The organism is Mesorhizobium sp. WSM4837, assembly GCF_055811435.1.
Genome location: NZ_JBVVQE010000081.1, coordinates 1 through 19887, shown reverse-complemented (window position 1 = coordinate 19887; position 19887 = coordinate 1). Strand labels below are relative to the sequence as shown.

The 19887-nt window shown below is 60.6% G+C and carries 22 protein-coding genes; 14 read left to right on the top strand and 8 right to left on the bottom strand.

The genetic code is table 11. The annotated features are described in order from the left end of the window. Positions 1–216 precede the first annotated feature (216 nt). Entirely contained in the window at positions 217–1629 is a 1413-nt protein-coding gene (locus tag AC0L3D_RS31250; RefSeq protein WP_473646944.1) for a helix-turn-helix domain-containing protein, read from the top strand. A gap of 131 nt (positions 1630–1760) precedes the next feature. Here AC0L3D_RS31250 and AC0L3D_RS31245 read toward each other — a convergent pair whose 3' ends face one another. Genes AC0L3D_RS31245 through AC0L3D_RS31225 form a run of 5 tightly spaced genes read right to left on the bottom strand, consistent with a single transcriptional unit; the run spans position 1761 to position 5255 of the window. Next, positions 1761–2069, bottom strand: coding sequence for a transposase (locus AC0L3D_RS31245; RefSeq protein ID WP_473646942.1), 309 nt, complete (start codon positions 2067–2069; stop codon positions 1761–1763). 53 nt (positions 2070–2122) lie between these two features. Then, on the bottom strand, positions 2123–3373 hold the full coding sequence (locus tag AC0L3D_RS31240; RefSeq protein ID WP_473646940.1) for a sensor histidine kinase: 1251 nt from the start codon (positions 3371–3373) through the stop codon (positions 2123–2125). Next, complete coding sequence (locus AC0L3D_RS31235; protein WP_473646939.1) at positions 3370–3882, bottom strand: hypothetical protein; 513 nt, start codon at positions 3880–3882, stop codon at positions 3370–3372. Before AC0L3D_RS31235 ends, AC0L3D_RS31240 begins: the two co-directional genes overlap by 4 nt. A gap of 34 nt (positions 3883–3916) precedes the next feature. Continuing rightward, positions 3917–4621, bottom strand: a complete 705-nt coding sequence (locus tag AC0L3D_RS31230) for an FkbM family methyltransferase (protein ID WP_473646938.1) — start codon at positions 4619–4621, stop codon at positions 3917–3919. 4 nt (positions 4622–4625) lie between these two features. Then, positions 4626–5255 carry a response regulator gene (locus AC0L3D_RS31225; RefSeq protein ID WP_473646936.1) on the bottom strand — a complete coding sequence of 210 codons (630 nt, stop codon included), beginning with the start codon at positions 5253–5255 and terminating at the stop codon, positions 4626–4628. A 144-nt stretch (positions 5256–5399) separates the two neighbouring features. On the opposite strand from AC0L3D_RS31225, the gene AC0L3D_RS31220 reads away from it, so the two are divergent. Next, complete coding sequence (locus AC0L3D_RS31220) at positions 5400–5747, top strand: hypothetical protein (RefSeq protein WP_473646934.1); 348 nt, start codon at positions 5400–5402, stop codon at positions 5745–5747. Here AC0L3D_RS31220 and AC0L3D_RS31215 read toward each other — a convergent pair. Genes AC0L3D_RS31215 through AC0L3D_RS31205 form a run of 3 tightly spaced genes read right to left on the bottom strand, consistent with a single transcriptional unit; the run spans position 5744 to position 7063 of the window. Next, positions 5744–5908 (bottom strand): hypothetical protein, encoded by a 165-nt coding sequence (locus AC0L3D_RS31215; RefSeq protein ID WP_167697625.1) that lies wholly within the window; start codon positions 5906–5908, stop codon positions 5744–5746. The genes AC0L3D_RS31220 and AC0L3D_RS31215 overlap by 4 nt on opposite strands. Then, a complete protein-coding gene (locus AC0L3D_RS31210) occupies positions 5905–6405 on the bottom strand; it encodes a thermonuclease family protein (RefSeq protein ID WP_473646932.1) in 501 nt (166 codons plus the stop codon). The genes AC0L3D_RS31215 and AC0L3D_RS31210 overlap by 4 nt, the downstream gene beginning before the upstream one ends. A 37-nt stretch (positions 6406–6442) precedes the next feature. Then, positions 6443–7063: a cystatin family protein gene (locus AC0L3D_RS31205; protein ID WP_473646930.1), complete on the bottom strand. Its 621-nt coding sequence runs from the start codon at positions 7061–7063 to the stop codon at positions 6443–6445. A gap of 88 nt (positions 7064–7151) precedes the next feature. On the opposite strand from AC0L3D_RS31205, the gene AC0L3D_RS31200 reads away from it, so the two are divergent. The 12 genes from AC0L3D_RS31200 to AC0L3D_RS31145 all read left to right on the top strand — a co-directional run. Beyond that, positions 7152–7829, top strand: coding sequence for a lytic transglycosylase domain-containing protein (locus tag AC0L3D_RS31200; RefSeq protein WP_473646929.1), 678 nt, complete (start codon positions 7152–7154; stop codon positions 7827–7829). A gap of 18 nt (positions 7830–7847) precedes the next feature. Next, complete coding sequence (locus AC0L3D_RS31195; RefSeq protein WP_189524323.1) at positions 7848–8162, top strand: TrbC/VirB2 family type IV secretion system protein; 315 nt, start codon at positions 7848–7850, stop codon at positions 8160–8162. Between the two features lie 4 nt (positions 8163–8166). Then, complete coding sequence (locus tag AC0L3D_RS31190) at positions 8167–8460, top strand: VirB3 family type IV secretion system protein (protein ID WP_473646927.1); 294 nt, start codon at positions 8167–8169, stop codon at positions 8458–8460. Beyond that, positions 8457–10859: a VirB4 family type IV secretion/conjugal transfer ATPase gene (locus tag AC0L3D_RS31185; RefSeq protein WP_473646926.1), complete on the top strand. Its 2403-nt coding sequence runs from the start codon at positions 8457–8459 to the stop codon at positions 10857–10859. The genes AC0L3D_RS31190 and AC0L3D_RS31185 overlap by 4 nt, the downstream gene beginning before the upstream one ends. After that, positions 10843–12003, top strand: a complete 1161-nt coding sequence (locus tag AC0L3D_RS31180; protein WP_473646924.1) for a transglycosylase SLT domain-containing protein — start codon at positions 10843–10845, stop codon at positions 12001–12003. The genes AC0L3D_RS31185 and AC0L3D_RS31180 overlap by 17 nt, the downstream gene beginning before the upstream one ends. An 11-nt stretch (positions 12004–12014) precedes the next feature. Then, positions 12015–12749, top strand: coding sequence for a type IV secretion system protein (locus AC0L3D_RS31175; protein ID WP_473646922.1), 735 nt, complete (start codon positions 12015–12017; stop codon positions 12747–12749). A 212-nt stretch (positions 12750–12961) separates the two neighbouring features. Then, entirely contained in the window at positions 12962–13969 is a 1008-nt protein-coding gene (locus tag AC0L3D_RS31170) for a TrbL/VirB6 family protein (RefSeq protein WP_473646920.1), read from the top strand. An 80-nt stretch (positions 13970–14049) separates the two neighbouring features. Continuing rightward, positions 14050–14760, top strand: a complete 711-nt coding sequence (locus tag AC0L3D_RS31165) for a VirB8 family type IV secretion system protein (protein WP_473646918.1) — start codon at positions 14050–14052, stop codon at positions 14758–14760. Further along, positions 14757–15557: a TrbG/VirB9 family P-type conjugative transfer protein gene (locus tag AC0L3D_RS31160; RefSeq protein WP_473646917.1), complete on the top strand. Its 801-nt coding sequence runs from the start codon at positions 14757–14759 to the stop codon at positions 15555–15557. The genes AC0L3D_RS31165 and AC0L3D_RS31160 overlap by 4 nt, the downstream gene beginning before the upstream one ends. Continuing rightward, positions 15558–17027, top strand: a complete 1470-nt coding sequence (gene virB10, locus AC0L3D_RS31155; protein ID WP_473646915.1) for a type IV secretion system protein VirB10 — start codon at positions 15558–15560, stop codon at positions 17025–17027. Further along, positions 17024–18049: a P-type DNA transfer ATPase VirB11 gene (gene virB11 / locus AC0L3D_RS31150; protein WP_473646914.1), complete on the top strand. Its 1026-nt coding sequence runs from the start codon at positions 17024–17026 to the stop codon at positions 18047–18049. Before virB10 ends, virB11 begins: the two co-directional genes overlap by 4 nt. 12 nt (positions 18050–18061) lie before the next feature. Beyond that, positions 18062–19887: type IV secretory system conjugative DNA transfer family protein (locus AC0L3D_RS31145; RefSeq protein WP_473646912.1), on the top strand; the 1826-nt coding region annotated here is incomplete at its 3' end.

Below are 19887 nucleotides of genomic sequence, written 5' to 3'. Positions count from 1 at the left end.
GCGCCCAGCCGTTTGCTCGAGCATCTTCCAGTTCGTCTGGAATCGCAAAGCGGTGATCTGGCTTTGCCTCGAACGCGGCTTTGCTTGGCTCAACAATCGCATGGGCGTCTCCAATGGAACGCTACGCATTAGTTCGCCGACAATGCACGGGAAAGGCTTGACCGTGTGCAATTGCGAAATGTATGAAATTGCAAACGGCAACATGCGAATCTGCAAATGGCAAACGGCAAGCTTTTCATTGGGCGGCGCGTGCGCGAACTGCGGGAGGCCAACAAGGCCACCCAGGCGGCCTTCGCCGAGCGCCTAGGGATTTCGACAAGCTATCTGAACCAGATCGAAAACAACCAACGGCCGGTGTCCGCCGCAGTGCTTCTTGCGCTCGCCGAGAAGTTCCAGGTTGATATTGCTTCGATTGGCGGCAGTGAGGCCGACCGGCTGCTCTCGGCACTGGGCGAGGCACTTGCCGACCCCGTATTTAACGGTGTTTCAGCCGGATTTCAGGAACTCAAGCTCGTTGCCCAAAACGCACCGTCTCTCGCTCATGCACTGATCACCTGTCATCAGGCATATCGCAGAAATAGCGAGCAGCTTGCGAGCTTCGACGACCAGTTGATCCGAACCAATGCTTTTGCCGAGCCAACACCCTACGAGGAAGTGCGCGACTTCTTTCATTTTGTCGACAATTACATCGATGAGCTCGACCGGGCGGCCGAGCATCTGGCGAAGGCCTTGGGCGTACCCGATCGAGATGTCGGGGCCGCATTGTCGGATCACCTGGAACAGCATCACCATGTTCGCATTGCGCGTGCTGGCAATGGCGAAAGGGTCATCAGGCGCTTCGACGCTTCCGCGCGCGTGCTGTATCTGAACGCATACTCACCAGCGCCGACGCGAAGTTTTCAGATGTCATTCCAGATCGGCGCCTTGGAGCACCGGGCGGAGATCGACGCCATCATCGAGCGAGGGCGCCTCCGTACCTCCGAAGCGGCAGAGATATGCAGGATCGGCCTCCAGAATTATTTTGCTGGCGCGCTTATGTTGCCATACCGTCCGTTCCTGGCCGCGGCAAAAGAACTTCGACACGACCTGCACCTGCTCGCAATGCGCTTCGGCGCCAGCCTTGAGCAGGTGGCGCATCGCCTCTCGACTTTGCAAAGACCTCGGATGAAGGGCGTTCCCGTCTTCTTCGCGCGCATCGACCGGGCTGGCAACATCACCAAGCGCCACAGTGCATCGAAGTTGCAGTTTGCGCGCTACGGTGCAGCTTGCCCGTTGTGGAATGCTCACCAGGCCTTTGAAGCCCCAGGCCGCATGATTTGCCAGCTGGCGGAAACGGCAGACGGCGTGCGTTATCTCAGTATCGCCACCGAAGTCGTTAAAGGGGAGGGCGGGTTTGGCTCTCCTCATCGACGCTACGCGATCGCGCTCGGATGCGAGATTTCCTATGCGGGCGATTTCCTCTACGCAGACCGGCTGGATTTTGCCAACAACTCAGCGTTCGAGCCCATTGGCGTTTCGTGTCGCATTTGTGAGCGCATAGATTGCATTCAACGCGCCATTCCGCCGCTCAAGAGCATCATTAAAATTGACCGCGACCGACGCGGCGAATTGCCGTATACACTATTCTGATTTGATCGACCGGGAACTAGCTCAATTGCGATCGAGCGCTGCCTCGACCGTGGGATCTTAGACGGCGGCCAGACCGGATCGTCTATCGTGCCCAGATGCCGGCGTAGTCGACCGTGAAACAATGAGATTGGTCAGGCTTCGATCTCGTTTGGCTGACTTTGGCGGGCTGCGATGAGAAGACACAAAAGCTGCCTGAACCAGTTGAGCAGGAGGGAGAAGTTGTAGCCGGCGGCGGCCAGGATGGCGTTGACGGCGTGGCCCTGCTGGCCGGCGAGGTAGTTGCGGCCCATCCGATGCTCGGCCTTGATGTGGCCGATGACGGGCTCGATGGCGGAGCGGCGAGTCCGGCTCGGACGCCTGGAAGGCGTACATTCGGCGTGCGACCAATACCGTAAACTGCTCCAATGCACTGCCACTCGCCCAGGGGTCTTGTTCGACATCGAGTGACACGCATGAAGGGAAGAGCCAGGCCTATGCCCCATGAGGCCAATCGTTATGCACCGATTGGGATGCGGACCTTGACGACAGTGCCCGCTCCGGGTTTGCTATCGATGAAAAGCCTCCCATTGAGTGTGGCGACCATCTGGGAACAGCCGGTGAGGCCGAGGCCGACGTGATTCCCGGCCCGGGTCGAAAAGAAGGGCGTCTTTGCTTTGCGCAGGACTTCTGGCGTCATGCCGACACCGTTGTCTGCGACCTCCAGGAACAGAACGTTGCGGCGAAAAAAAGGCCGGTGCACGACCGATGCCCTTACGACAACGCTCGGCCTGTCGGTGTTTTCGACCGCCGTGAGCGCGTTCTGCACGAGCTCGCTCAGCACCAGTTGAAACTGGGTTGCCGGCACGGCTTGTGTTCCCGCCTCGGAATCGACTGACAGCTGCACGATGCCGTCCCGACCTTTGAGGTCCAGCAAGAGCTTGGCGAGCGGCAGGACATGCGAATCTCGTTGCGAAAAGGCGATCTTGAGCAAAGCGTCATTGATGGATTCGAGCTCATTCGCCGCACTGCGGGCAGCCTTCAACATCTCTTCTCTCGGAGGTTGCTCCGAACCGGTGCCCTCCAGAAACAGCCGCAAAGCGGTGACGCGGGAGCGCGTCATATGCGCGAACAGCGAGGCGAATGAGCGCATGTGTCGATCGCGACGGCTGACGTAAGCGTGACGCTGATGGGTTATGAGATAGAAGATCGCGACCAGTCCCAGCGCAATCGCGAACATGAACCAGTTGCGGGATGCGGCTATATCGATTTGAGCAGTTTCCTGGAGCGTCGTGCTGTGATCAACGGTGGCGCTAGAGATCTCGTACATGTCCTGTTCGAGATTGGTCATATGGTCGAGGGCATCCGCATAATTGGAACCAGCTTCGACGATCGGCCCGACGCTTTGCTCGACTGTCCGACGCACGTTTTCCAGGAGTTCGATGTCTTTCTGCGGGAAGAAATGCTGCAGGTACGGCAGCGCCAGAAGCTGAGCGACGTTAACGCTCACAAGAGCCATTTGCCGGTTGATGTCAGGATCGAGCTTGCCGGCTTCGTCGGCAAGACGGATATAGCTATGGACCCTGACAAGCCGCTCGCGCACCTGGGTCGCACGCCACTGGATCTCATAGGTCTGGTTGAGGATCTCGTCCGTCTCTTGCCTGTAGCGGTCCGATCGGACGAACGCCCAAGTGCTGAGGAGGAGGGCGAGCGCCAGCCCGAGATAAGGCAAGGCAGCAAAAAAGCGGCTGGTGGTTCCGAATCTCATTGGTCCGCGCGCAGCACCACCGGGAAGAAGACCCAGATAGCATTACGGGCTGGGACATAGGAGGCGGGCAGGCGATCGAAGGGCCAGACCATGAAGATCGGACCTTTCTCGTTCATGGTGATCGGGCGGAACTGCTGATCGCCTTTGCATCGTCCTTGGCTGCGGTCATCCTTTGTACATTGGCGTTCGACCGCCAGGATAGGCGCATATGACTGGACCTCGTCCATGCGGAGTTCAGACACGAAGTCGTCGTAGGCGATCACCTTGACTTTAGCGACGTCGGCGAGCCCCGTTTTCGCCCATATGTCCTTCAGCAGAGGCCCCCGATAGACGATCTTCTCGTCCCCTTTCGTCCAGGGCGTGCGCGTATCGTAGGTCTGTTGCGGAAATTCGGTCTTCAACTGCTCGACGGTAAGGGTTTGGATGGCCTTGCCCGATGCATCTTCAAGCGTGAGTGTATCGGGATCCGCGAAGGCGCCTTTGCCGGCCGTTGGCACGGCAACAGCCATGGCGACTGCGAAGGCAAGACAAGCAGCAAGAGTATCACGCCGCATCTGGTTCAACCTCTTCATATTCGCGTGGGCCGTCGTCCTTGGCGAAAAGCACGCACGGTCCGCGGGACCCGCGGGGATCATACGCATAGCCTTTTAGCGCCAATGCCTGGGTGATATCGCGGATTCCGTCAAGGCCATACAAGTGATCATGCAGCTCTAGGTAGACGCGCTCAATGCCTGGGAGCTTGGCGTGCTGCAAGAGTTCCCTTTCGGCGCCTTCTATGTCCATAACAAGGACGTTGGCGCCGTGCTGGACGATGAAGTCGTCGGCGTCAGTCGAGACAATCGTCATTTCGCCCTCGTATGGCCCCTGATCTTTGTCCATCGAGGACATCCAGAGGTCCTTGCGGAGATAGAAAGTGAATGGGCGTGGCGGACCGGCTGCAAGAATCCCTTTCAGCAGCACCACGTTGTCCAGATCGTTGGCGTCGACGACGCGCTTGGCAAGGGCAGCCGACGCCGGATTTGCTTCGAAGGCCCACACCTGAACGTCCGGGATCTGAGCGATAAGCGAGGTGATGATGCCGATGCCTGAGCCGAGTTCCAGAACGCGATCACCGGGCTTCACGGCCTTCGATATCCACTTGGCTTCCTTGGCTTCGTAGGTTTCGTTGTCGAGGGCCTGCCAGATGACAGGCGAGACGTCGTCAGGGCGCAGGGGCACTTTGACCCCATGGACGGTCATCAATGACATCTGATTAAAGACCCTGCGGTAGCCTGTATCCGTTCTTCATCAATTTTGCCCGCGCCTGTTTGTAATATTTTTCAGCCGAGCTGGGATCGATGCCGAGGCGATCCGCGATTACCTGGTAAAACTGCGCACGCGTCATGCCTGGCTTGCGACGGGTCATCATGTCGATAATTTCCTGTTCTCTTGGCGTCAGGACGGAATACCGAACGTCGGGCATGGTCATCGCCACACGCGAAAGCCGAACTGCAAATCCGTTGGTGGAAATGTCGTCGAGCACGTCATTAAACACCCCGGGCTCCAGCCCGGTCTTGCCGAGATAGCCGGCCGCGCCGATTTGACGAAAAATTTCGGCCTCAGAATCGCTGTCTGAGCCTGTCACGACGATGTGGATCGCGCTTGGCGAGGCTTCGATGATTGTGCCGACGACGGCAACGCGATCAGCGTCCAGCGTCGGATCGAAGCCGGGAAGTCCCGGATCAATGACGACCAGATCGAACTCAGCGCTCCGAAGCTCTCGCGCAGCGATTTCCAATGTCTCGGCGCCAAGGACAACGCAATTTCCGAGACTCGCCCGAATCTGGTCCATAAGCGCCAGCCGCATCAGATTCTGATCTTCGACAACGAGCGCGCGAAACACTGGCGACAGGTCCTCACTGATCACTTGGCAGGCAAGTTTTCATCTTTCGCGACGGAAAAATAGGGATGCCATCATCCCTTTTTTCCGCGGCGGGACCGGGACAGTCTTGTTATGCGGGAGGAGCCGAACCACTCGGAGCAGTCGATGCCGATCCAACTTGTGTGCAGCAGCAATGGCGAGCCACGAGAGGCGGATGGAGTCGTGGATCTGATCGCGGCGCATCGCCATGCCGTGGCAAAGGTGGAGAGTCTCGGAAAACGGTTGATGCAGGCCGAAGAGGCCGAGGCCGCGCTGATCGGACCACGGCTTGACGCCGTGATGGCGGACGAGGCGCTTGTCCGCCGCCAGGCAGCGATGGCGCCGGTTGCCGATGTTTGCGAGCTTAAAATGAAGGCCGCATATTTCGAGCGGCTCATGAACAACGGTTGGTGCGACGTGGATGCGGATGACTTGCATGAGCTGCTGCGATCTTTCGTGGACTTTCAAAACTAAGAAAAGAGGGCGGACATCCAAGACGCGAACGCGTGCCATGCGGCATAGGTCAGCGCCGGCACCGCGATGATGGCGATGAATGCGAACGCCCCGGCTATGGCACCGTCCGTGCGGCCCTCGACAGGGTAGTAGTAGCGGCTCGATTGATCCTCGTGGTTCATTGCTTGCGCTCCCCTGCCCGTCTCAGCAGAAGTTCGATGGGATGTTGAAACTTCATCGCCCAAAGACCATCAGCCTTCGTCTTCGCGTTGACCTCGGCCACGAGGTAGTTGCCGCTGACGGCGTTGCCTTTCGCGTCGGTGGCGGCGAACGCATAACCGGCCGCGATAAGGGCGGTCCCAACGTCGATCGTATTGCCGTCGAGTTTCGCGCCACACACCACAAAGGTCGCTTTGTCGAGCGCCATGGCAATAGGCTGACAAGTCACGGCCGTTGTCGAAAACAAGGCGGCAAGGTGGGCGAGCGAGAGGTTGCCGCAATCGAGCTCCTTGCCATTGGCATCCAAGGCGATCGTGCCGCGCAAGCATGATTGCACGCCATAAAGCCGGTAGAGCTTGCCGCGGTCGCGCCACGTATCTCCGGTCAGCAGTTGGACGCTTTTCGACACCAGGAAGGGAGCGGCTGTCGCGCTTGCTGGCGCGTCGCCTTCGGCGCTCACGGCGTGAGCACTCGCGAGTGTGATAAGCGCGGCGAGGCTAGTTCGCTTCATCGGTCTGGAACTGTTTGCCAAGATCGGAGGCATGTTCGAGATCCGGTCGCAGCGACTTGCCGTCCTTGTTGCGGCCGATCGCAGCCATATCGAAGAAGACCATGGAATCATCGTCATAAGAGACCGAATAGGGATCGTTGGCATTGCCGGCCCCGACTAGCGCAAAGCACGAAACCGCGTCCGGAACGCCGGGCTGGCTTTTGAGGACCAGCGTCTTGCACAATACGACGGATGCGCGGGTATTATAGACAGCGTCGTCGTAGTCCCGCACGGCCTTCATGCAATCCCACTCCTCAGCCTTGTAGGTGATCTTGGGCTTCGGACAGGCCGCGAGGCCCCGCAGCCTATAGATTATGCCGTTGATGACGCGTTCGGTCGCGGACTTGATCTCCACCGGCTTGGTTAGCGCTGTTACGTCGCGCTGAAAAAGGCCTCCGCGTGCGTCGTAGCGCTCGTAGACGAAGGTCTTTTCGCCAGGTTTGGCGAACTTCTGCAGATACGCGGTCGACGGCTGCTCGAATGGATGCGGCTCGTTCGTGCCCAGATCGGCGGCGCCTAGGACGGTGCTGTGGAGCAACAATGCCGCGAGGAAGGAAAACTGCTTCATCGGAAAAATGGCCTCGACTCTGCTTCTCGTCTTGACACTTTACTTTGGCACCATGTACCCATAGTAAAGTGTCAAAATCGGTAGCGCAATGAAAAACCGGATCGCGCTTGCGCTTTCTCTCTCAGCCGTCATGGTGCCATTCGGCGCACATGCGGATAACACGACCTCGACGCGCATCGCGGCGGCGTTTGCTCTGCCGGCCCGCCCAGCGGTTTCGACCCTTTCGGACGCTGATCACGGATCGACGATTGGCGGCGGGTGTGCGCCGACGGATCGCAGGCGGGCCGCGGCCTTGGTGCGCCAGGTTGCCGAAGAAGAGGGCTTCGATCCCGATCTGAGCGAGGCGGTTGCCTGGGCAGAAAGCGACATGGGCGGCAATCAAGGTCCGTCTCGCGCGGGCGCTCTCGGCATCATGCAGCTCATGCCGGCGACAGCGTCGCGTCTCGGTGTGACCGACAGATGTGACGCCAAAGCCAATATCCGTGCCGGCGTCCGCTATCTGAAGGCGCTTTATGACGAGTTCCATGATCCGCTGTTGATGCTGGCGGCCTACAATGCAGGCGAGCAGAACGTTTACAAAGCCAACGGCATTCCGGTGAACGACGAGACCACGAAATACGTGGTCAAGGTGCTCAATCGCTGGAAGCTCGGCAAGCTGATCAAGGCTCCCATTCCCAACCCTGTTGATCATCGACCTGCGGCCGCGACCGACGCGGTCGATGGCGTCGCCTGGCAAGACGGACACGTCATGGATTTTGGCAACTGAAAAAGGAGTGAGATGACGATGGATTATAAAAAGGCGGGCAAGTTCGCCGTCCAGTTTATGGCCGCCGCGGCGATCGGCACGGCGCTCGCGCCGGCCAGCGCATACGCGCAGTCAGCCGCCCCGGTCGAGGGCGTGCTGGAATGGTTCGTCGGTGTGCTGCAGGGCAGCATTGCTCGATCTTTCGGGATCATAGCAGTTTGCTTTCTCGGCTTCCTGGCCATGACCGGCCGGCTTGTGTGGATGATGGCGCTTTCGATCATCATCGGCATTGCTCTGGTCTTTGGCGCTGCAGCTCTGGTCGATTCCATCCGCTCCACCGCTGGAGGCGCGTGAGCCGATGGAGGACGAAGAGGTCTATGTCGAGCCGGTCAGCCTGCCTCTGACGCGCCCGCCGATGAAATGGGGGGTGCGCTACGAGGTGTTCGCGCTTAACGGCATGGCTGCCGTCATCGGATTCATCGCGACCAGCAGCTTCACGCTCGGACTTTGCCTGTTCAGCGCGACCCATCTAATCAGCGCCTATCTGTGCCAGCGCGACCCATACATCTTCCACATAGTCGAACGACGACTGTCGAAGCGGGGCGCGGTCGCAAACTCAGGTTTTTGGGGCGCGAGGAGCTATTCACCGTGACCGTGAATGCCGACCTGAAATTCGCAAAAGCGCGCAAACGGGAAAAGCCTGTCGAGGCGCATGTCCCCTATTTGCGCCATGTCGACGACAACCTGGTCGTCACCAAAAGCGGCTTTCTGCTCGGGGTCATTCAGCTCAGCGGCCTGCCCTTCCAGACAATGGATCAGGCAGAGCTCAACAACCGCATGTTCAATCGCAACACGACATTCCGCAACCTCTCCACGTCCCGTTTTGCCGCCTATGCGACCATCATCCGGCGTCATGTGACGCCAGAGATCGAAGGAGATTTCGAAAACCCTTTCGTGGCGGAACTCGATGCCCGCTACATGGACGAGCTGGGCTCGAAGAACCTGTTCGTCAACGAGGCCTTTTTGACGCTCATCCGCCGGCCGATGGTCGGGCGTGTGGGCTGGGTCGACAAGGCGCTCAATGCGTTCCGCATCAGCACGGCCGGCGAAGAGACACGTGAAGAGGCCATGGCCGAATTGCACGATGTCCTCAATGGCGTGGTGAAGGACTTTTCCGCCTATGGCGCGCGGCTCCTGGGCGTGGTGACGCGGCGCGACAGCCTGTTTTCCGAACCTGCCGAATTCATCGCCAAGATCCTTGCCGGCGGCGCGGACGTCGAAATGCCGCTGCCGCGCATGAGTTTGGCGAGCGCCTGTGCGACCCGGCAAATCTTCTTTGGCAAATCCGCTCTGGAGATCAGGGGAGCGTCTGAAAACAAGATTGGCGCCATGGTGTCCATCAAGGAATACCCGCCGTTCACCGCGCCTGGGTCGCTTGATGGCCTGTTGCGGCTGCCGCATGAATTCATCCTCACGCAGTCGTTTGCGATTGAGGATCGCGTGACGGCCATGCGCCGTATCAACACCATCTCGAACCAGGTCAGCGGTTCGGATGAGGCCGGAACCACGGTCGAGGATTCCGTGCACGCTGGCGCCGACAAGCTTGCCGGTGGCGAGGTCATTTTCGGGCAGCACCACATGACGGTGATGGCGCTGGCTGCCGACGTACCAGGGCTCAACCGCTCCTTGTCCGACATCACCGCCGAACTGTCGCGCATGTCGATCGTCCCGGTGCGGGAAACGCTCAACACCGAACTTGCGTTTTGGGCACAGCTGCCCGGCAATTTCAGCTACATTGCGCGCCGCGCCCTGATCTCGTCGCTGAATTTTTCCGGGCTGTTCTCGGGCCACAATTTTCCCTCAGGCCAGCGTGAGGGACTGCACTGGAAGCGGCCGATCGCGCTCCTCGAGACGACCAGCCAGACAGCCTATTATTTCAACTTTCACGTCCACGACGTGGGTCACTTCACCGTTTTCGGTCCGACCGGTTCCGGCAAGACGGTCGTGCTGTCATTCCTGATGGCCCAGGCAATGCGCATCACGCCTCGCCCCCGCTGCGTGTACTTCGACTACATGCGCGGCGCCGAGCTCTTCATCCGCGCGCTCGGCGGCCGCTACGAAGTCATGGAGCCGATGCAGGCCAGCGGTTTTGCGCCGCTCCAGCTGGAAGACACCGCAGAAAACCGCACGTTTCTCGAAGGGCTGCTGCGCTACATCCTGACCCCTGACGACGGTTCGCTCGACGTGGCGGAAATGCGCGTGATCAACACGGCCGTCGACAAGGTCTACAAGATTCCGCGCCAACAACGCACGTTCGATCTGCTGCCGGAGGTGCTGCGCGGCTCGCTGACGCCCGGGATGAACGATCTCGCGGCTCGGATTGAACCCTGGCTCGACCCAGGCGACAAGGGCTGGCTCTTCAATAACCATGTCGATCTCGTCGATTTCTCGAAGCCGGTGGTCGGGTTCGACATGACCAAGATCCTGGCCGATAAGAAATTGCGCTCGGCCGCCCTGCTCTACATCTTCCATCGGCTCGAAGAGATCATCGACGGCACGCCGCTTCTGATGTTCCTCGATGAAGGCTGGAAGCTACTCGATGACGAGGTGTTTTCGGCCTTCATTAACGAGACGCTGAAAACAATCCGCCGGCGCAACGGCGTCGTCGGCTTTGGCACCCAGACGGCCGAGGATGTGGTGAACTCGTCCATCTCGTCCTCGCTGATCGAGCAGACGAAAACCAACATCTTTTTCCCCAATCCGAAGGCGAGCAAGGATTCCTACATGGCGCGCTTCTCGCTGACGGCGAAGGAGTTCGAGTTCGTGCGCCGCACCGCCAAGGAAACGCGCACGTTCCTGGTCAAGCACGACAGCGATTCCATCGTGGCGAAGCTCGATCTGTCGGGCATGCCCGACCTCATCAAGGTGCTCTCGACCAACGAAGCCAGCATCAAGGAATGCGAACGGCTGCGCGAGATTTACGGGCAAGAGCCAGAAGCGTGGCTGCCATACCTTTGCGGATGGGAGAACGAGCATGAAGAAGCGGCTTAGCAGCGTGATCGCCGCGGCCGCGATCATGCCGGGGCAGATCGCGGCCCTCCCGGCGCTGGCCCAGATCGCCGTCATCGACAATTCCAATCTGGATCAGCGCGCGAAGGACGAAGAGCACAGCACAAAATCGGACGAAACCAAATCCGACGAGAAGGAGAAGAAAAAGAGCCTCGTCTGCACCTATACGAACAAGTACAGGTCGGAAATGTTCAACCGCTCCCCTGGCGAGGCGCTGAGCCGCGACGCCGAAAACGCAAAGCTCATCCGTTACTATGCGCAAAAATATGGCGTTCCGGAGGGCCTGGCGCTGTCGGTCGCCTACCAGGAATCACGCTTCGACAGCTGTGCCGGCTCGCACACGGGCGTCAAGGGCGTGATGCAACTGACAAAGGGAACGGGCAGGCAGCTCGGGTTCGATCGCGACATCAACGAGCAAAACATCGAGGGTGGCGTCAAATATCTCGGCAAAGGCGTCGCGCAGTGTGGCGCCAGCAATTATAGCTGCCTGGCGAGCTTCTATAACGGTTCGAATGCCGCCGAACAGGCTGCGTGGGCCTCAGGCGTCGGCCGATGGCACGGCACCTTCGACAGTTACGTCTCCAGCGGACAGGCGCCGGCGGCGGCCCCGCCGGCGATCAGCATCGTGACATCGAGCGGACCTGGCGGCGCTGCTCAGAATGGGGCGTTAGATTCCGTCTCCAAGGCCGCGGCCGGCCTCAACACCAGCTCCGCACAGATGACGGCCAATTCCTCGCGGATCGACGCGCTCGCCGGCGGCGTCGGACAGGTTGGCGAATACAAGGACGCCTGGGAGCTCAACTCGTCCGCTCGAAGTCTCAATGCCGGCGTGACCGGCCAATATATCAACCAGGCCTCAGACTTCACCGCGCTGCTCGGACAGTTCCTGTCGTTGAACAACGTCGGAGCCTCGCAGACCGCACGGATCATTCCTGCGCCGCCCGATGGGAGCCCGAATCCCTTTTCATGCGACCCGGCCGAGCTGCAACGGCTGCGGATCGATCGCAGCCAATGGCTACCCTGCGCGAGCCGGAGCGCTGGGAGCGTTTCTCAGGACGCGCCGTCCGTGCAAATCAACGCCGATCCGAGCGGCGCGGCGCGCGCGATCGAAGCAATCCAGGAATAGGAGGTCTGAGAGTGAGAAAAATCGCTATCGCAGCGGGGGCGGCACTTTTGGCGAGCGCCGCTCATGCGCAAATCGCAGTCATCGACAATGCGAATTTGGACATTGCCCGCCAGAATGCGGACAACACCAATTCGATCATGGGCTCCAACAAGGATATCCTCGAGAAGAGCAATCAGATCCTGCAAGCCCTGACGGGCAGCCGCAACGGCTCTCTCGGCATCGGCCAAATGGGCCTGGGCGGCAACATGTCGATTGCGCAGGCGCCGAGCTTCGGCTCGATCCTCAATGGCGGCGCCCTCTCCTTCGGCGGGCTGTCGCCGGAAATCCAGAAAATTGCCGGAGCGGTCATCAACGGCCTGCAGTTGGTCAAGCAGCTCCAGCAGATCACCGGCGATGGCAGCAGTGCCGTCAACACTGCCTATAGCGGCAGCGTCAACGTCGCGTCGCTGTTGAGCGCCCTCACCTCCCAGGCCTCGCAAGGGGTGGCGCAACGCGAACAGTCGTTGCAGTCGGCCAGCGGCCAGATCGGCCAGTCGGAGGACGTCAAAGGCTCGGTCGATCAGAACACGCGCATGCAGCTCGAGAACGCGCGTGCGGTCAACGAGCTCATCGGCGTGCAGAATGGCGCCGTCGCCGCGCTCAACGAGGAAATGAAGACCCGGCTGTTGCGGCAAAGCCAGGTGCAAAAGCTGATGACGCCGGCGCAAGTCAATCCGTTCCAGAACTTCGGCACAAGCGGGAACTGATCGTTGAGGGCGCGAGCGAAACGGATGCCAGCTTGGTGGCGGCGGTTCGGCGTGGTCGCCGTCGCGGTCGCGAGCATCATGGTTGGCGGCTGCGCCCGGCCAGGTCGCGAGCTCAAGGCGCCGTGCGCGCCGCTGGCATATGAGGGCGATGCGAGCTGCGGACCCTTGAAGCCGGTCAACGCCCCGCCCTTCGATCGTGTTGTCGAGGATGGATGAACGGCCTGGCGACAAGCATTCTGGGAGGCATCGATGACGTCGGACGGGGCTTTGTCTCCAGCGTCTACATGCAGCTCGGCTATGCGCTGGGGAATGTCTACGCGCTCATGCTCACCCTCTACATCATCTGGTGGGGCTACTCGATCCTCAGCGGCCGCGAGACGATCTCTCCGATCGAGTCGGCATACCGCCTCGGTCGAGCGGTGGTCATCTATCTGCTGCTGAATGGATGGGGCACCTTCTCCGAGACGATCTATAAGCTCGTGCAGGCGGTGCCGAGCGAAATCGGCAAGATCATCGTCGGGGCCGTGTCGCGCGCCACCGGCAACCAGCTGTCGGATCAAGATGCGATCCCGGCCCTGATCGACAATCTCTACCGCGGTGCCCAGGATGTTGCCAATCAGGTCTACAGCGGCACTTTTTACGACATATTCGGCGCGCTGCTTTCCACCATCGTGCTTCTGGCCGCCATCATTTTTTCGGCGCTTGCGATCGCGGCAATCATCGCGGCCAAGATCATGCTGTTCATCACTTTGGCGCTGGCGCCGGTCTGGATTGTGCTTTGGCTCTACCGGTGGTCAACGCGGATGAGCGAGGGCTTCATTTCGCTGACTACCTATCTGATCATCCAGCAAATCCTCATCTACGGCTTCCTGGGCTTCTATTTTTCGCTGGTCAATCTTGCCTTGAACACTGCCACGTCGGGAGGCGCCAGCGTCGACAACAAGATGTCGATGGTCCTGCCGCTCGTCCTGGTCACGATCATCGGCATCTATGTGCTCATGCAAATCCCGGCGATCGCCTCGATCCTGAACGGCGGCGGCTATCTGAGCACCGTCGGCGCATACCGCTCCTATGGGAATGTCCCAGGCAATGTCGCCCGCTATTCCGGAGCGCGGTTTGTCGCAAACCGTTGGCAGCGGCTGAGATCATCCCGCAGCAGCGAGGCGGCGCGATCATCCATTCAGCAGGCGGCGCGCGATAACGCGAGGCCATTGGCCTAGACGCGCAGCTAACCGCCCGAGAAGTGCTGCTTGAGCCCCGCAGCGGAGTTTGGCAATGAGGCTAAAGTAAAGTGACAAAAATGCAGGCAAGCATCCCCGTCGAGCCCGGCAAACTCGTCGACGAGCGCTACTATCAGGCCGGCGCGACATGGGAGGACGACACGCACAGGTCTCTGAGACGTTCGCGCACGCTGGCCTGGCTCGTCAGCGGCGTCGCGAGTGTGGTTGCAGGCCTTTCGTTGCTGACGCTCGTGCTCATCCTCCCGCTCAAGCAATTCGAGCCCTATGTGATTGAGGTCGACAAGACAACCGGATATCTCGAAGTCGCGCGCGCTCTGAAACCCGGCGATCTGTCGCAGAATGAGGCGGTCACGGCCGCCAATCTCGTTCGCTATATTCGCGCCCGCGAAACCTATGACGCGCGCGAGATCAAGCAGAACTACGATCTGGCGCAGCTTTATTCGACGGGAACGGCGTCCAGGGATTTGACTTGGGCTTACACGCCGTCCAACGCCCAATCCCTCGACAAGGTCTACGGGCGCAACGTCACCGTTTCCGTCGACGTCAAGTCGGTGTCCCTGCTCAACAGCACGACCGCGTCGGTGCGGTTTTCGACCACGACGCGTCGCGAGAATTCTTCCACGACCGACAATTGGGTGGCCGTGGTGAAATTCCGTTACACGACGACGCCGATAAAAAACGAATGGCGCTTCGACAATCCGCTTGGCTTCCAGGTGATCGAATACCGTCGCGATCAGGAGTCCGCACCAACGGCCGGGAGCGCGCAATGAAGACCCACATTGGCGCCGCTCTCTCCCTGCTGATTTTGCTTGGCTCGACCAGCTACGCTGCCGGGCGCGACTATCGTATCCGCTACGTGCCTTTCGACAACGACAATGTGACGACGGTCAATGCCGCGCTCGGCGTCTCCACGATGATCGAGCTCAGCCCGTCCGAGGTGATCGAAACCGTTTCAGCTGGCGACACGAAGGGCTGGTCGATCGTGCCCAAACGCGGCTCGCGCTTTCTGTTCATCAAGCCTCTCGAACGGGATGCCTGGACGAATGTCAACGTCATTACCGACCGGCGCGTCTATTCGCTGCTGCTCAAAGCCACCGACAGCGATCGCGACCGTGCCTCCTTCCAGGTTCGATTCAGATATGCGGATGAGGATCAAGACGCCCGCCTGCTTTCCGAGGCCCAGCAAAGCGCTGCCGATCCCGACCTCAAGAACCTCAACTATGCCGATCTCAACTTCAATTACGTCTATGTCGGCGATGACAGCCTGAAGCCGCGCGTTGCTTTCGACGACGGCACCAAGATGTTCCTGGAGTTCACCGGCGACATCCCGGCCATCTTCGTCGTCGACGAAAAAGGCCATGAATCGCTCGTCAATCAGCGCACCCAGGGAAAATACACGATCGTTGACAATATCGGCCGGCAATTCACGCTGAGGGCCGACGGCAAAACGCTCTGCCTCTACAATCGAGCCCGGCCGTCGAAGACGGATCCTGTCTCTGTCGTCTACGGGCCGAGGAAGCTGGTCAGTCCCGGCCCCTTCTCCTCCCCGACCGCGAGGGGACGATAGATGAGCAACATCGACTATAACGAGCTTGATGGCGGTCCGACCGTTGCTCGACGCTATGCCGGGGTGGGCGCAAAAGTCGCCATGGTCGCCGCGGGGCTGATCGTGGCGATCGCGCTGATCTGGATCAATTGGCCCCACGAGCCGCGCTCTCGCGATGCGGCCTCGGACGCGAGCGACAATTTCAACCCGCCTGAATTTCGCCCGCCGGCGCTGGCCGAGACGCCACAAGCGGCCGACAAGACAATCGATCAGATCGTCATTCCGCCGCCCGCGGAAGGGGAAGCCAACAAGCAACAGGCCCACAACGTCGATCAGACGGTTGAGCAGGGCGCCGATCTCGATGCGCAGCGGCGCGCCATCGAAGCCCAACTGGCGGCCGAGCAGGCGCGCCGCAAAGCCGAAGAAGAAGAGGCCCGCCGCAAGCAAGCGGCCGACGAGGAGGCCCGCAGGAAGGCCGAGGAGGCTGAGCGGCAAAAGGCAATGTGGGAGCGCCTGCGGTCGAACCAGATGATTACTAGTGAGCAACCAAACTCGGCCGCCGGGCACGATCAGCCGGCGCAGGCGCAGATCGCCGCTGACGGTCAGCTTGTCCCGGTGCCGGGCGCCGACAACGACCCGAACAAAGCTTTCCTCGCGCAATCGGAAACACATTCGAACGCGATGGCGAAGGCGCGGGTTTTCCGTCGCACCGACGCTTTGATCCCTGAAGGCACGATGATCCGCGGATTCCTGGAAACCGCCATCAACACAGATCTGCCCGGCATGGTTCGCGCGGTGGCGCGCGAGGACGTCTATTCGCTCGATGGCCGCCGCATTCTGATCCCGAAGGGCTCTCGGCTGACCGGCGAATATCGTTCGGGGATTGCGCGCGGGCAAAAGCGTGTGTTCATTGTCTGGAACCGCGTCATACGTTCCGACGGCGTCTCGGTCGACATCGCCTCGCCTGGCGCCGACCGTCTCGGACGGGGCGGTCTCGGCGGTCGCGTCGATACGCATTGGCTCGAACGCTACGGCAATGCGATCATGCTTTCCGTCGTTGGCGGCGTTTCGGAGTACCTGTCCTCCCTCGCCGACAATGGCAGCGACAGCCAGCAACGGCAGGTGACGACCGTTGACCCGGTCACGGGGCAGACGGTCACGACCACCTATGGCGGCTCCGGTTCGCAACGCGACGCCCGCAGCATCGCCTTCGACAAGTCCTCGACGGCGCTGCAGCAGTTGGCACAAGAAGCGTTCCGCGACACACAAAACATCCCGCCGACGATTTATGTCGATCAGGGCACGCCGATCGTCGTCTTCGTGCGCCGGGATCTCGATTTTTCCGAGCTCTATGCGGATCCGGTGGAAGAGGAGCTGGCTCGACTAAAACGCGGCGGCAAGCCGGCAAGAGCGGTCGATCCGACGCCGCTCTTTGTGACGCCGACGTCTGAGGCTGATCCCTATCCGGGCTACGGGACTTCGGCCCGATGAATGTCATGCAGCCTGTGCCGAACCCCTGGACGCGCGCACCGGTGCTGCGCGCCGAACTGGAACCGATCTGGCCCTACATGGAGGAAGAATCGGTTTCCGAAATCGCCATCAACCGACCCGGCGAAGTTTTCATCGAGCGCCTGGGTACAAAGGAGATGGAGCACGTCGTCAAACGCGAGCTCACCAGAAACTGGATCCGCTCGGTCTCGGTTGGCGTCGCTTCGGCCACCAGCCAGGTCGTCAACGAGGTCACGCCGGTCCTGTCGGCAGCTCTCCCCTCGGGCGAGCGCTTTCAATGCGTGCTGCCGCCGGCGGCCCCCGATGGCGGCGCGATCTCCATCCGCAAGCAGGTCATCATGGACATGACACTTGGCGACTACGCCAAGATGGGCGCCTTCGAACAGACCGAGATGGGCAGCGGCCTGGCGCTCTCGGTCGAAGAAAAGCAGCTCGCCGAGATGCTCAACGACACCTCGCCGTTGAAATTTCTGCAATACGCGGTGCGCAATCGCATTTCGCTCATTGTCTCCGGCGGCACGTCGACCGGCAAGACAACCTTCCTCAATGCGTTGTTGAAGATCATCCCCTCTCATGAGCGCATCATAACGATCGAGGATACGCGCGAGCTCAAGCCGGCGACTGGCAACACCGTGACGCTGCTTGCCTCGAAAGGCGACCAGGGGCTTGCCCGGGTTACGCCGCAACAGCTGCTCGAGGCGTCGCTGCGCATGCGGCCCGACCGGCTGCTGATCGGCGAGCTACGCGGTGCCGAGACATTTTCCTTCCTGCAAGCCATCAACACCGGCCATCCTGGTTCGCTGACAACCGTTCACGCCAATTCGGCCCGTTCGGCCTATGAGCGCCTGGCCCTCATGGTCATGCAAAGCAATGTCGGGCTCTCTCGCAGCGAGATTCTCGACTACCTGCGCGAGGTGATCCCGGTCGTCGTGCAGATGGTGCGCGGCGAAGGTGGGCGCCGATCGATCAGCGAAATCAAGTTCACGAAGGCTGAGACGGTCTGACGAGGTCGCATTATGGAAAAGGTCGCCGGCAGGATTTTTCTGGCCTTGATGGCTGTGGCGCTGGGCGCGTTGCTGTTTGTGGTCGCATACGCGGCGACCGACTGGTACAGGACCGGATCGCATTTTCTCTTCGATAGCATCAACGCGGACCCGCGGCCAGTCTTCGGCTACGCCTGGACAGACCTGAAAGCTGGACGGTTCGCAAAGCTGCAGTACGCCGGTGCCGCGGCCCTATTCGGCTTCGTCCTGCCGCTCGCGGTCGCATTCTTGATGCGGCCACCCAAGCGCAATGATGCAAAATTCATGTCGATGGCCGACGTTCGCCGGGCTGGCCTGCTGAAGCCGAAGGGCATCTTCATCGGACGCGCCGGCGGCAGACTGGTCAACGTCTTTGCCCCGCACCGCGATCGGCGCACCGGCAAATTGCGCCTGACGCGCCCCAGAGTTCGCGGCGGCAAGAAACTTTGGATCGACGGCGATGACGTGGGCGGCTTCGTCATTGGTCCCCCCAGGTCGGGCAAAGGCGCGGCGCTGATCATCCCGAACGCGCTGATGTGGCCACATTCGCTGGTCGTGCTCGATCTGCGCGGCGAGACCTATGAGGCGACAGCCGGCCACCGGGCCACCTTCAGCCAGGTCGTCCGCTTCGCGCCGGCCGACCGCGACGGCAACACCGCCTTCTTTAATCCGATGGATTTTATTTCTCTCGATTCGGCTCAGCGGGACATCGACCTGCGCAACATGGCGGCCGCGCTCTTTCCGCGGCCGCCCGCCAACGCCGATCCTTATTGGGTCAACGATGCGCGCCTCCTCTTCACCGGCATTGCCTCTTACGTCATGGAGTCCCCCCAGATCGCCGACGAAAACCGCAGCTTCGCCACCATCCTCAAGATCATGAACGGCGCCGACGAGCCAATCCTGGAGTTCCTGGCGAGCCTGCGCGACACCCGCCGGCATGAAGTGTCCGATTTTACGCTGCAGACGCTTCTGCCCTACGCGGATATGGCGGAGAAGCAGTTTTCCGGTCTCTATGCCGGCGTGCGCACCGGCATGGCGCCCTTCCTGAACGAACGATTGATGCGGGCCACCTCGCGCAGTTCCTTCGACATCCGCAATCTCAAGACCGAGCGGGTCTCGCTCTATCTCGATTTTCGGCGCGAGCAGATGGCTTCGCTAGGCCCGCTTTTCAATGTGCTCATCACGCAAATGATGAACTTCATGTCCGAATCCATGCCGCGCCCCGGCGAGCACCAGGTGCTTGTTCTGCTCGATGAATTTCAGAACCTCGGCAAGCTCGAGAAGGTGACGGACATGGCGACCGTCCTTGGCGGCCACGGCGTGCCGATGTGGTTTTTCGTGCAGTCGCTCAAATCGGTCGACGAGATCTACCGCAAAGAAAGCCGCGAAACACTGATCAACGCTGCGCGGGTCCAGATCTTCTTCGGCGCCCAGGAGACCGACGATCTGCGCTACGTCTCCGAGCAGATAGGCGAAACGTCCGAACCCCAGAAGGACGTCACCAGGACGCAGGCCAGCCTTTTCGACACCTATTACACGCGCTCCGTTCACAGCAAGCAAGTCCGTCGGCCGTTGATGCGTCCGGACGAGATCCGTACCATGGACAAGAGCAAGGTCGTCATTTTGCCCCGCGGCGACAACGCAATCCTTGCAACCCGGAATTTTTATTTCGCTGATCGGGAGCTCTCCAAGCGGGCTTTCATGGCGCTCCCGGAAAGGGCGAACGCAAAGCACGCCAAACCAGTCGCTGCCGCCGCTGCCCGCCCCCCCCCCCCCCACCCCGCGCTCCGGCCCGCGGGGCCCCCCCAACCCGCCCGCCG